This window comes from Pseudoxanthomonas sp. GW835-FHT14C01 (assembly GCF_058793715.1).
Map to the genome: position 1 here is coordinate 338,614 of NZ_JBXAGB010000001.1, position 13,685 is coordinate 352,298.

Annotated in this window: 8 protein-coding genes; all 8 read right to left on the reverse strand. The window is 69.4% G+C overall.

Annotation, left to right across the window (positions count from 1 at the left end; translation table 11 throughout):
• Positions 1–77: 77 nt before the first annotated feature.
• Positions 78–800, reverse strand: coding sequence for a TorF family putative porin (locus tag AC1Q5B_RS01570; protein ID WP_492629987.1), 723 nt, complete (start codon positions 798–800; stop codon positions 78–80).
• A 119-nt stretch (positions 801–919) separates the two neighbouring features.
• Positions 920–2,104: a CaiB/BaiF CoA transferase family protein gene (locus AC1Q5B_RS01575; RefSeq protein WP_492629988.1), complete on the reverse strand. Its 1,185-nt coding sequence runs from the start codon at positions 2,102–2,104 to the stop codon at positions 920–922.
• 120 nt (positions 2,105–2,224) lie between these two features.
• Positions 2,225–4,051, reverse strand: a complete 1,827-nt coding sequence (locus AC1Q5B_RS01580; protein WP_492629989.1) for a glycoside hydrolase family 127 protein — start codon at positions 4,049–4,051, stop codon at positions 2,225–2,227.
• Complete coding sequence (locus AC1Q5B_RS01585) at positions 4,048–6,867, reverse strand: ThuA domain-containing protein (RefSeq protein WP_492629990.1); 2,820 nt, start codon at positions 6,865–6,867, stop codon at positions 4,048–4,050. The genes AC1Q5B_RS01580 and AC1Q5B_RS01585 overlap by 4 nt, the downstream gene beginning before the upstream one ends.
• On the reverse strand, positions 6,867–9,059 hold the full coding sequence (locus AC1Q5B_RS01590; protein ID WP_492629991.1) for a formylglycine-generating enzyme family protein: 2,193 nt from the start codon (positions 9,057–9,059) through the stop codon (positions 6,867–6,869). Before AC1Q5B_RS01590 ends, AC1Q5B_RS01585 begins: the two co-directional genes overlap by 1 nt.
• A gap of 11 nt (positions 9,060–9,070) precedes the next feature.
• The gene (locus AC1Q5B_RS01595) at positions 9,071–10,018 is read right to left on the reverse strand and encodes a ribokinase (protein WP_492629992.1); all 948 of its coding nucleotides are present in this window, start codon (positions 10,016–10,018) and stop codon (positions 9,071–9,073) included.
• On the reverse strand, positions 10,015–11,220 hold the full coding sequence (locus AC1Q5B_RS01600) for a serine hydrolase domain-containing protein (protein ID WP_492629993.1): 1,206 nt from the start codon (positions 11,218–11,220) through the stop codon (positions 10,015–10,017). Before AC1Q5B_RS01600 ends, AC1Q5B_RS01595 begins: the two co-directional genes overlap by 4 nt.
• Before the next feature lie 89 nt (positions 11,221–11,309).
• Positions 11,310–13,592 (reverse strand): TonB-dependent receptor, encoded by a 2,283-nt coding sequence (locus AC1Q5B_RS01605; RefSeq protein ID WP_492629994.1) that lies wholly within the window; start codon positions 13,590–13,592, stop codon positions 11,310–11,312.
• Positions 13,593–13,685 lie beyond the last annotated feature (93 nt).

Genomic DNA, 13,685 nt, shown 5'->3' on the forward strand with positions numbered 1-13,685 from the left:
GAACATCAGGCCGGCGCCGGCGAGCACGCCGACGAGCGACAACGACAGGTGGAGGACGTCGGTGAACATGGCGGTGCTCAGAACGCGGCTTGCAGGGCGGCTTCGACGCGCGAGCCGGCCAGATCCGGGAACAGCGTCGTCGCGCTGCTGTCGGTGGCGTGCGCGGTGACACGCAGTTCGAACGGCACCTTGAACGCCCACACCGCGCCGAGCTGCGCATGCGCATAACTGTCGTCGTAGGCGTCGTCGAGCCAGTAGTAACCGGCCGCGGCTTCCAGGCGCACCTGTTCACTCAGCGGGAATTTCGCGCCGAGCTGCGCGTAGGCACCGGCTTCATCGGTCGCGAGCGCGTCGTTGGAATAGCCCAGCTGCGCCCAGTAGCGCTGCTTCCAGATCAGCGTGCCGATCGCTTCGGTCCAGTCGAGGTCGACCGTGGCGGAGGGATAGCGGTAATGGGTCAGGTTGACGTCGAGCGCCCAGTCTTCGGTGACGTTGCCGCCCCAGCCGACGGTGACGTCCAGTTCGCTGCTGGCCCTGGTTTCGGGAGCGAATTCGACATTCGAGCCCCAGATCGAGCCGTACAGGCCGTTATCGGCCGTGGCCTTGAAGCTGGCCTGCACGGCCGGATCGCCCTGGGTCTGGGTGGTGCCGCGCCAGACGTAGTCGGTGGTGATCGCGCCGGAGCCGTTGAAGGTGGCGGCGCTGGCGGACGATGACGCCGCCAGCAGCAGGCCGGCAGCGAGGGAAGAGACGACGAACGCAGGCCTGCGCCTGCGGGACACGGAGGAGATCGGAGACATGTACGCGATCCGGGGCGGAGGAGTTCCGCCGACCGCGAAAGTCTGGTCCCGGGTCGCGTAAAGCCGCTATGCGCGGCGGCGGGCGCGCCGTAAATTCGGCGTAAAACGCGCTCCCGGCATCAGCCGGAGGCGCGCGTCTTGCCGGCGCGGCCGAGCACGTGGTCCGCGTCCTGGTCGAAGGTGGGCGCGGCGAACGGCGCCGGTCCCGGCGTGCGGCCGAACGCGATCGGACGCGTCACGCCGCGGTAGCTGCCGACCACCGGATGCGCGATCTCCGCCACCATGTCCTCGGCCAGCACCTGCGGATGCTCGAACATGTCCTCGACACGGCGCGCCGCGGCGCAGGGAACCTCGTCGCCGAAATGCGCCTCCCACTCCTGTGCGGTGCGCGCCTGCAGCGCATCGTGCAGTTGCGGCACGATCTCGGCGGCCTGCGCGGCGCGCTTGCGCACGGTGTCGTAGCGTGGATCGTCGGCCAGCGCATCCAGTCCGGTCAGCCGGCACAGCGCCTTCCAGAAACGCGCGGTGTTGGCCGACAGGTACAGATGGCCTTCGCGCGCCGGATGGATGCCGGTGACGCCGCCGGAACGCATGTCGCGGCCGATGTCGAGCGCCTCGCCTTCTGCCCAGATCATGCGCGCCGACTGCATGGTCAGCGCACTGCGCAGCAACGACACGCCGACGAACTGGCCCAGCCCGCTGCGCTCGCGTTCGTACAGCGCCGACGACACGCCGCCGGCGAGCAGCGCGGCGGCGTAGTAGTCCACCACCGAGCCGTAGATGATCTCCGGCGCACCGCCGCGCTTGCCCTGCAGCGTGCACATGCCGGTCATGGTCTGCAGCACCTGGTCGTAGCCGGCCTTGTCCTTCATCGGGCCGGTCTCGCCGTAGCCGGTCACCGCACAGTAGATCAGGCGCGGGTTGATCACCGACAGGCTGTCGAAATCGATGCCCAGCCGCTTCGGCACGCTGGGGCGGAAGTTGTGCACCAGCACGTCGGCCTCGCGCACCAGCCGCAGCAGCGCGGCGTGGTCGGCCGGCTGCTTCAGGTCCAGCACGATGCCCTGCTTGCTGCGGTTCACGCCGAGGAAGGCGCGGCTCTCCTTTTCCAGCGTTGACGGATACTGGCGCAGGTTGTCGCCGTCGGGCGGCTCGACCTTGACCACGTCGGCGCCCTGGTCGGCCAGCAGCGTGCAGCCGTAGGGACCGGCGATGTAGGCGCTCAGGTCGAGTACCTTGACGCCGCTCAGCGGGCCGGCAGGGCCGTGGCGCCGGGGGGCGCGGAAGGGAGAGGCAGTGTCCATGGGAAGAGGCTCCTTAACCGCCACCTGCTGGCCGGGAACCAGTCTGGTGCAGGCGGTGCGGCGGATACAGTCGGCCGCCGTAGTTTCTGCGGCCACAAATTCTTGCGAGCGCGTGCGCGTTCATGCCGGCGGCAACGACAGCCAGGTCAGGCGCCAGGCGCCGTCGACGCGCCCGCCGGTCCGGTAGTACGGCCAGAACAGCAGCGGTGGCCGGTAGCCGAGCTGCAGGGTGATGCCGGGACCCTCGTCGTCGTCGGCGACCGGCAGCACCTGCAGCCAGTCGTCCTGAGGCCCGTCCGGCAGGCGGATCGTCTCCTCGGTCTTGAACCCGTCGACCAGCTCGGTGGCGTACACCAGCGGCCCGCGCGTCAACCCGACGTAGTGCAGGTCCAGCACCTGCTGGTGCACGGCGGAACCGTCCGGCGCACGCGACTCCTGCACGTTGCGCAGCGCCTGCCGGTGCAGCGTGGGCCGCAGCGGGAACAGCAACTGCACCAGGTCGCCGGCGCGCCAGTGGCGACGCACCGCCAGGAACGTGCCCGGCACCACGGGTGCGCGTACCGCCTCGCCGTTGACGGCGACCGTGGCGCCTTCGGCCCAGGATGGGATGCGCAGGCGCACCTCGAACGTGGCGTCGCGCTCGGGCTGCACTTCCAGCGAGACGTCGCCCTCGAACGGGTAGCCGGTGTGCTGGCGCAGCATCAGCTCGCCCGCCGTCGGATGCGCCAGGCGTGCTTCGCCCGGACCGTACAACTGCACGCGCGCCGTGTCCCCGTCGATCGCGTAGGCCAGCGCCGGCAGCTCCTCCAGCGCCATCGCGCCGCTCGACTTGCAGCAGCGCCAGTAGGTGGTGTGCACGCGGCGACCGTTCGGGAACGAGTAGTAACACCAGTCCTCGCCGTCGGGTGCATGCGCACCGAGCAGGTCGTTGTACGCCGTGCGCTCGATCTCTTCGGCGTAGCGCGCTTCGCCGGTCAGGCGCAGCAGCTCGCGGTTGAACTGGATCCATGCCAGCAGCGAACAGGTCTCGACGTAAGCCAGCGGACTGAACGTGCCGCGCGCGTTGAACACTTCGCGCGAGCGATGCGCCACCCCGCCCCACGGACCGCCGCCCAGCGTCAGGTGGTACTGGTGGATGTTCTCCCACATCGCCTCGACCGCGCGGCGCAGCGCGGCGTCGCCGGTGGCGCGGCACAGCTTGACCAGGCCGACCAGGTTCCACAGCAGCTGGTAGGCCTTGCCGGTGGCGATTTCGGACGCGTCGGCGCCGGCTTCGATGGCGGGCAGCAGGCGCAGCGCCGGATGCGCATTGGCCTGTGCGAGCACCTGCTGCGCCAGCGCGAGGAAGCGCGGCTCACCGGTTTCCTCGTGCAGCTCCAGTGCGGCATCCATCAGCACGGTGGCCGACATGCCGTGATGGTTGCCGAGCGTGGTGATGTCGATGCCGTCGGCCAGCGCGCTGGCGCACAGGTCGGCGATGCGCGCGGCGGCCTGCGTATAACGGACGTCGTGCAGCGCGCGTGCGGTCTCGACCAGGCCGAGGATCAGGTAGGCGTGCACCCAGATATCCCAGGTGCGCAGCGCGGGTGCGCCGTCCCAGCTGGGGGGCTTCGGTGGCTGCGGCTGCATGAAGCGGCGTTCGGGAGCATAGGTACCGAGGTAACCGTCCGCTTCCTGCACCGACAGCAGGTAGTCGGCGACTTCGCGCAGGTGCGCGCCCAGCGTTTCGTCGCCGCTGCGCACGTAGGCGCGCGCGGCGGCGCACAGCCATTTGCCGGCGTGCTCGCCGTACCAGTCGCCTTCGGTGTTCCCGGCGCGGTGCGACGGCGAGAACAGCGCGATGGCCGGACTGTCGGCGCCGGTGATGAAATGCGACAGGCGGCCGCGGCGGTTGGCGTCCAGTGCCGTGCCCAACAGGCCCTGCAGACGGATATCGTGGGGTTTCATTGCTTTACGTACCTGGCGAGCTCGTCGATCTGCTGGGCGCCGAGCCCCTGCGCATGCGGGCGCATGACGCCCTGCGTCAGTGCGTCGACGATACGGGAATGCGGCCGCGTGGCGATCACCGCGCGGGGAGGAATATTGCCTTGCGCATGGTCGTGGCAGGCGGCGCAGCGCTGTGCGTACAGCGTGGCAGGCGCGACGCCGGCCAGCGCGGGATCAGCCGCGACGGTCGCCTGCGTCTGCACGGCAGGCAGGCGATCGGTGACGCGACGGCCACCGGCACCGAAGGCCTGGATGCGGTCGGTGCCGACGAACACCTGCCCGCCACCGAACGCCGGCTCGTTGTACTTGCCGCTGGTGAACAGCTCGCCGGGCGCACTGCGCCAGACGATGTCCAGCGATCGCCCATCGAGCGCATACAGCACCGGCCGCGGCGCATCCGCACCTTGCAGCGAGGCGGAGCGTGGCGCGTTCTCGTCGAGGATCCATACCAGCGCCTCCCCACCGCCGCGGCTGGTCACCACCGGCGAACCGGGGTTGCCGAGCACCAGCGAGGGATTCGCCTTGTCGACGCGCAGGAACGGCGCAGCGGGCGTGCTCCGGTCCACCCTCAGGCGCACGACCGAGGGCGCGATGCTGGTGGACGAGCCGGGCGCCTGCTTGGTATTGCCGGTGACGTAGATATGGTCGATGCCGTCCGCGGCGCGGAACACCGCCGGTACCGAGCGCGCGCGGGCGAGGTCGAGCGCGGCATCGTCTTCGGAATACGGCCCGAACACGTTGAGCGGTCCGCGCGTGCCGAACTGCCACTGCGGCGTCGGCGCCAGCAGCGAGCCATCGCTGGTCGCATCGGTGCTGCACGGCGGACGGCGGTCGAGCCTGCCGGGCAGGCGGTCGCGGTCGAGCAGGTACACATTGCCCTGCTTGCCGCCGACGGCCATCAACTGGCGCCTGCTATCCGCCGCATCGGCCGGGAACAGGGCGACGCCGCCGGAGCCGAGATCGATGTCCCGCTCGGCGCTGGTGCAGTAGTTGAAGGGCGTATAGGTGCCGCGCAGCGCGAAGCCGCCCTGCCCCGTCGACGCCAGTTTCAGCACCGACTGCGCCCAGTCGCCATCCGAATCCTGGTAGCCGCCGAAGCCACTGCCGGTGACGACGTACACATGGCCGTCTTCATCGACCGCCGGACCGCCCGCGCCCCAGATGCCGCCGCTGCCCCGGTGCGGCATGGCCACCGCGGCGAAGGCGCCGCTGACGCGTGCGCGCCGGGTGTCGACCGACGCGATCCAACCGGTTTCCGATTCGCCGAACACGACGTAGAGCTGCGATCCGTCCGGGCTGAGGTTCAGCGCGCCGCGCTGCACGCGGAAATCGAACTTGCGCTTCGGCGGCACGCGCGACGGACCGGCATTGGCGTTGAGGTCGTTGAAGGTGGCCTCGTCCAGCTTCACCGGCCAGCCCGGCAACACGCGGCCGCTGCCCAGCTCCAGCGCGTAGGCCTGCCAGCGGTTCGCCGGATCGCAATGGGTGACGTAGAGCCGACCCTGCGCCACGTCGGCCACCGGCGTGGCGAGGATGCCAGTCGGCACGCCATCGAGCGGCGCCGGCTGCAGGCGGCAGGGCTCGCCCAGTTTCGTCTTCCAGAGAATGCGGCCGGCCGCGACATCGCTCTGTCGCGAAGCGTTGATGGCGTAGACATGGCCGTTGTTGCTGGCCGCGATGACAACGTCGAAACGCTCGCCGCTCTGCGGTCCCCGGGTCATCGCCAGCCGGTCCACGTACAGCGGCGACGCATAGAGACGCGCGTCGCTCCCGCCGTCGGCATCGAGCGACGGCGATTCCCAGACAAGGCCGAAGTCCTTCGCGCCGACGACTGCAGGCGTCAGCACCCGCTCATCGCGTCGCCAGCCGCTGCGGCCGGCGTCCACGTGGAAGGTGGCGCGCTGCACGGTTCCGGGATCGCCGGTCGGCGCCGGCGTGCGCGATGCGTCCGCCGGGATCGTCGGCGCATCGACGACCCTGGCGTGGGCCGTCCACAGGACGGCGTTGAGCAGCACGTGCCGCACGGACGGCTGCTGGAGCGCATCGAGATAATGTGCGCCGCTGAAGACGACCGCACGTCCGCCGCCCTCGCGTTCGTAGGCCCAGGCGACATCGGTGCTCTCGGCGAGATCGTCGAGCACCGGTTTGCCGTCGCGGAACTGCGGATGCAGCACCGCTTGCAGCAACGGCGTGCGACGGCCGGCCGTGGCGGCGCGGAACGTCGGATAGAACTCGTCGCGATAGGAGAAACGCGCCATGCCTGCGGTGACGGGATGCGAAGCGGACGGCGCCAGCGTGGCCCACTGGGTCGTGCGATCGAAGGTGCCGACGCGTACCGCGCCGAGCCAGCGCGCCAGTCCCAGGTCTTCGTCCTCCGGCACGGTGGAGGCCTGGTGCAGGGCGACGACACCCGCGCCGCGCCGCATGGCGGCATCGAATGCCGCGCGGTGCGCGGGATCGCGCAGCGGATGCTTGCCCAGCCCGTCGAAGTAGAGGACGACGGTATCGGCGTCCACGAGCGCGCCGGGCTCCGCCGGCCAGCTATCGGGATAGGCCTGCACGCGCACGCGATCGCCGGCATCCTGTTCGAGCATCGCCTGCAGCTGGCGGACGCCGTCGGGATATGCGTGGCGACCCGCCCCCTCGCTTGCGGGACCGCCGATCAGCACCACGATCTTCGGTTCACCGCCACCGCAGGCCACCAGGATGCCGGCCAGCAATGCCGTCAGCACCCACCGGCGCGCACGCACGATCCGACGCGCGCACCGGCGCGGCATCACGCCACGTCCACCACGCACCGGAAGCCGATGCGGCCGGAACGGTCCTTCGACGGCGCCATCAGCAGCAGCTTGCCGTGCTGGTCCAGCCGCTTGGCCTGCGGGAAATACCAGTGCGAGGTGCGCGGCTCGTAATCGCTGCCACCGCGCACGATGGCGGCACGGGTGTGCTCGTCGTGGAATTCGTCCGTCCACTGCCAGACATGGCCGACCAGGTCCATCACGCCGAACGGACTGGCGCCCGCGGGATGCGCGCCGACCTCGGCCGGCGGCGGCAGCGTGCGGCCGCGGAACACCGGCGGCGCCGCGTCGTCGCGCCAGGCGTCGCCCCACGGATACAGGCGGCCATCGGTGCCCTGCGCGGCGTACTGCCATTCCCAGCCGTGCGGCAGGCGCTTGCCGGCCCATGCCGCGTAGGCGCGCGCATCCTCGATCGACACCCACGTCACCGGCCTGTTTTCCCAGCCCGGCTGCGGTGCACCGTCGCGCCAGTCGCGCAGGTAGTTGCCCGTGTCCTGCGGTGCGTATCCGCTGGCATCGACGAAGGCCTTGTACTGCGCGTTCGTGACCGGATGCCGGTCGATGTGGAACGCCGCGACCTGCATGCGGCGACGGTGATGGCGACGCGCGGTCGGTTCCCACGGGAACTGCACGTCGACGCCTTCCCATACCTGCCCTTCGATCTCGATGCCCTGCACGGCGAACAGGAACTCACCGGCGGGGATCGTCACCATACCGTCCGGCGCGGCGGCCTGCGGCGCGATCGGCGCGATGGCCTGCAGCGTCTGCGGCAACGCGGTCCATTTCGCGGAGAGCGAGGCCAGCGGTGTCGCCGCCTCCTTCGCCATCGACGCGAGGAAATCATCCAGGCCCGCCTCCAGCGCATCCTCGCGCAACGCCAGCAGCGCGCCGAAGCCGCGCCCCTCCAGCGTGGTTTCCAGGATCGCGTGGCCATCGATGATGCGCGGTTGCAGCGTCGTGCCGTTCCACAGGTCGACGTAGCGCGTGCCCTCGACATGCGGCACGGCGAGCTGCTCGCCTTCGATCGGATACTCGTGCCGGTTGACCAGCGTCCACGCGGTGATGCCCTCGCCCGGGAAACGGCTGGCGAAGATGCCGGCCTGCAGCGTGCGCTCGTACGGGCGCCAGTCGAGGCTGACGAACAACGACGGGAAGCGGCGGTAGATCGCGGCGATGCGGCGCAGCGAGGCGGCGTCGCGTGGGGTCAGCTGGTTCCACAGGCCCCACACGTTCTCCCACGCGTTGTAGCCCACGCCGTTGAAGAAGATGTACTGCAGGTCGTGGTTGCGGTCGCGGCCCCAGCGGTTCTCGTAGTTGATCATGTGGCGCGGTTCCAGCCACTTGAACTTGGCCACGGGCGGCACGACCTCGTTCGGCGCCTTCTTGCCCCAGCTCTGCACGTTCCAGATCAGGTGCTCTTCGGCGCTGATCGTCGACTCGGGCTGCACGACCACCGGGTGGCCGAGCGCATCGCAGGCGTCGAAGAACGCGCGCGGCACGCCGTTGTAGGTGTCGCCGTTGATGCCGTCGGCGCCGACCGCCACCACGATCTTCGCGATGGCCTGCCAGTCCGGCTCGCCTTCGTCGCGGGTGCCGTTGTCCCACGGCATGGTGGTGAGGAAGACGCGCACGCCGCGGCGGTGGAAATCATCGACTGCGCCGCGCAGCGCTTCCAGTCCGCCTGGCAGGCTGCGCGCCAGGTCGAACTGGTTGCGATCGTCCACGCCGATGTTCGGATACACGCACCACAACAGCACGCTGTCGAGGCCGCCGAAGCGCGCTTCGAGGTCGTCGAGGTAGCGGTCGACCGTGTAGCGGCCGGCGACCGGGTCGTAGAGGTAGCGGTCCTCGACCATCACCTGCGCATGGACGAAGTTGCGCTGCGCCCACTGCAGTTCCGGCCGGCGGTAGTTGGCGTCGTCGTAGCCGATGCGGGTCAGGTGTTCACGGCGCCAGTCCTTCAGCTCGGCGACCCAGTCGTCGGCCGAGGCGTTGGCGTCGATCTTCCACTGGCCGATGTCGGCGAACGGCCAGCCGGGTGCCTTGCCCGGCGTGGGCAGGTAGCGCTGCGTGGTGACGTGGGAAAACTTGTATTCGGTCTTCACCGGCGGCGCGCGGTCGTCGTCGTGCGCGGGATCGGGGACAGCATCGGAGGAGGTGGGGAGGGTCATGGGATATCGGATCAGGAACCGGAGAGGCCGCTGTACGCGGCGAGCGCCGCGCGGCGGGGCAGTTCGTTGGCCTGCGCGGCGAGCCAGGCATCGACCTCGGCCCGCGTCGGCACGCTGGCCTGCGCGCCGAGACGCGTGCACGCCAACGCCGACGCCGCACTGGCGAAGCGTAGCGCGTCCGCCAGCGACGCATGCTGCGCCAACCGCGCGGCCAGGGCGCCGCAGAAGGTATCGCCCGCCGCGGTGGTGTCGACGGCGTCGACCGGGAAGGCCGGCTGCAGAAAGAGTTCGGCGCCGCGCCGCGCTACGCAACCGCGCGCGCCCAGCGTGACCACGACGCAAGGGACCGCCAGACGCGCGAGCTGTTCGCCCAGCGTGCCAGGACCGGCGAGCGTGGCCAGTTCGCCCTCGTTGGCGACCAGCAGATCCACGTCCTCCAGCAGCCCCGCAGGCAGCGCGGTGGCGGGCGCCGCGTTGAGCATGACCTTCACGCCGGCGGCATGCGCGATATGGGCGAAGCTGGCGACCGTTTCCAGTGGGGTTTCCAGCTGCAACAGCAGATGGCTGACGCCACGCAACGAAGGCAGGTGGTGCGGCCGCAGCGCGGCATTGGCACCGGGGGCGACGGTGATGGCGTTCTCGGCGTCGTCGGACAGGCAGATGAAGGCGGTGCCGCTGGCCACGTCCGGCGCACGGATGACGTGCCGCTCCACGCCGGCCTCGGCCAGCGCCCTGTCGAGGACCGCTCCGAAAGGGTCGTCGCCGAGCGCGAGCAGCATGCGCGTATAGGCGCCACCGGCGCGCGCGCAGGCGACCGCCTGGTTGGCGCCCTTGCCGCCGGGAAAGGTGGCGAAGTCGCGCCCGAGCACCGTTTCGCCCGGCGCAGGCACGTGTGAAGCACGCACGACGAAATCGAGGTTGGCCGAGCCGGCGACCAGGACCGTACCGGCGGCCTTCATGGCGACACCTCCGCATACACCTGGCGGTAGAACGGCCCGGCCAGTTTGGGCAGGGCGGGCGCGCCGTCGACAGGCAGGTGCTGCGACATCAGCACGATGACGAGGTGACGCGCCGGATCGATGGTGAAGTAGGTCGATGCGGCGCCGGACCAGCCGAACTGTCCGAGCGCACCGGGGCGCGCGCTCTTCGCGTTGTCGGTGACCACGTAACCGCCGAGGCCGAAACCTTCGCCGGGTTCCGGCGCGGGCACCCCGGGATTGAACGTGGCGAGCTGGTCGCGCATCATCAGGGCCACGGTGTCCCGCTTCAGCAGGCGCACGCCATCCAGCTCACCGCCGTTGGCGAGCATGCGCGCGAAGCGGAGATAGTCGGCCGCCGTGGAATACAGTCCGCCCGCGCCGCTGGTATAGGCACGCAACGGCACGCCCGGCGTGCGCGCCGAGGCCGTGTCGGCGAGGATGCGATGGCCGGCGGCATCGCGCGACGTCAGCGCCATCACGCGACCCCGTCGCGCGACGGGAACCTCGAAACCGGTATCGCGCATACCGAGCGGCGACAGGATGCGCGTCTGCAAAACGCGGTCGAACGGCTGGCCGCTCGCCACTTCGATGACGCGCGCCAGCACCTCGGTATTGACGCCGTCGTAGCGGAACCGCGTGCCGGGCTCGTCGGCCAGCGGCGCGCGCGCGACGCGGTCGGCATAGCCGGCGAGATCGGACGCCTCTTCCGGCGCCTCTCGTTGGAGCAGGGTGGAAGCAGCGCGGATGTCGTCGCCGCCGGTGGCGAAACCGGCGGTGTGCGTCAGCAGATGGCGGACGGTCGGCATGCGCGCCACCGGCACGAGCTGCGGCGCATCGGCATCGCCGCCGGCCACGCGCTGCAGGTGGGCGAAGGCCGGCAGGTACTTCGCCACCGGATCGTCGAGCCCCAGCCTGCCCTCCTCCACCAGCATCAGGGCCGCCACCGAGGTGACGGGCTTGGTCATGGAGTAGATGCGGAAGATGGCATCCTCGCGCAGCGGCTGGCGACCCTGCAGGTCGGCGTGGCCGGAGGCGCGGTGATAGACCACGACATCGTGGTCGGCCACCACCGCGACAGCACCCAGATAGCCGTCGTCGCCAGTGGCCTGCTCCAGCCATGCATCGAGCGGTGCGGGCGGCAACGACGGACGGGCCGTCGCGCACGCGGCCAGCGAAAGCATGAGAGCCATCCAGATCCCGCGCCGCCCTGGAGAGGGGACGGCGCGGGTGGACGCAGCGTGGGGGGAAACCGGCATCCGTGGATCGTGGATCAGAACGTGTACTCGTAGGTGAACGAGTACATGCGACCACGGCCGGCCCAGTAGTTGCGGAAGCCTGGCACCTGCGACCAGCTCAGGATGTATTGCTTGTTGGTCAGGTTCTCGATGCCCACCGAGAACCGGCCCACACCTTCCACCCGATAGTTCGCACCAAGATCGAACAGGGTGTAACCCTTGGTGTGTTCTGCATACGAGAACGTGGCGTTGTCGAACTCGCGCACGTCACTGCCGGTCAGGTCGCGCGACAGCAGCGTCGTGGAGCCCAGGGTCACGTCGCCGGCGTCGTTGAACTTCCAGCGCACAGTCAGGCCGATCTTGTCCGGATTGACGTCCAGCGCGCCCATCGGCTTGTTCAGGCCACCTGCGTCCCAGCGTCCGGCGGGGTCTTCCGTCCAGAAGGCCGTCTTGCCGCGGATGCGCGAGTACAGGCCCGAAAGCTTCCACGCCTCGTTGATGTTCCAGTCGCCGGAGAACTCGAAGCCCTTGATGCGGGTCGGCGCACGGAACAGCACGTAGTCGTTGGTCGCCGGATCGATGGCGAACGAGGTGCCATAGTCCGAACGGGAGTCGTAGTACGACGCACTGAAGGACGTCGTGTCGCCACGCCAGTTGATGCCGACCTCGCGATTGTCGACGACCACGGCCGACAGCTCGCGGAACGTGGAATCCACCGAGACCGGCGGATCACCGGGGCAACCGTCGGGCTTGGTGTCGTTGGGATCGTTCGGGCAGGAGATGTTGCGCAGCGGGATGCCGACATTGGGCAGGCCGAAGCCTTCGCCGTAGGCCGCGAACACGGACCACTGGTCGGTGATGCGCCAGATGGCGCCCAGGTTCACCAGATTCTCCTTGTAAGACAGCTTGCCACCTTCAACGAAGCGGCGGTCGCGGAACCAGGTGGTGGTGTAGTCGTCCACCTTCAGCTCGCCATCCTCGCGGCGGATGCCGCCACTGAGCGTCACCGGGCCGATGTCCCAGCTCAGCTGCATGTACGGCGCAATACTCGTGTACTCCATCGGCGGCACCCAGACGCGATTGGTCAACGCCAGGCGCTGGTCGGCCTTGTCGCGCACCCAGTCCACGCCGGTGCGCAGTTCCAGACCGTCGACACCGAACAGCTGGCCGCGCACCCATGAAGGCCGGAAGCCCACCTTGTCGGAGTTGATTTCCGACTGGTCCCAGATCAGTCCATCCGGGCCATTGGGCGGGATCAGCGGATCCTGGCGGTCGCTACCGTTCTCGGGCGGATACCGCATGGCCTGGTCGGCCCAATAGGCATTGAGGTTCAGCGTGCCGCCGAGGAAGTCGCCATCCGTGTACTGGAGGTTGACCTGCCTGAAGTCGTTGAATTCCGCCTTGCTGCCGAAGATGTGGCCACGCTCGGACGTGTTGGGGCGCGGGTCTTCGCACCAGCCCGGCTCGTAGCGGCAACCATCCACCTGGATGTAGTCGCCGTTGCCCTCGATCTTGAAGTGGCTGTAACTCAACTGCAGGCGCTTCTCGAGGTCTTCGCCGAAATTGAAGCCACCCTTGACGAAGATGTTGCGCGCGACCGAATCGTTGACCGAGCCGCTGGTGTTCATGCCCAGGCGCACGCCATCGGCGTCGTAGCCCATGCCGCGATCAATCTGGGCCACGCCCGCGACGAGATCGTAATTGTCCTGTTTGTAGGCGTAGTTCAGGCCGAGCTTCCAGCCGGCGCTGTCGTCCTTGAACTGGGTCGAGTAACGCGACAGGAAGCGGAACTCGCTGCCTTCCTTGGTCGGCACGGTGGAGATGTAGTTGATGATGCCGCCTGCGGCACCGATGCCCTCGGAAGCCGAGGGGCCGTTGATGACCTCCACGCGACCGACGATGCCCATGTCGGTGAACGTCGCATTACGGCTGCCATCGCGCAGCGGCGAGCCCTGGGGAACGCCGTCGAACAGACGTAGCGCCACGCGGCCACGCAGCGTTTCGCCGCTGTTGCTCATGGCCTGCGAGGCCTCGGCATAGCCGGGCACCGTGCGTGCCAGCACGGCCGTCGCATCCTCCGTCACCAGCAGCGTGTGGGCGATTTCCTCCTTGCTGACCAGCGTCACCGCGCCCGGGATCTTGTCCACGGCCTTGGGGGCGCGTACGCCGGTGACGATCACCTGGTCCAGGTCGACGGCATCCTGCGCGCGCTCGGTGGCCGCATCCTGCGGCGGCGGGGTGTTCTGCTGGGCTTTGACGCTGGCGCTGACGGCGGCGGCCAGCAGGAAAACGCCGAACGCGGCGGGTACCTGTTTCATGGTCTGTTCTCGGAAAGCTTCGGTGGACGGCGAGCGCGCGTGCGCGTCGGCGTGTGGCTTGAGTGGGTATGCGAGAAAGGCCGCTCCGGCGGC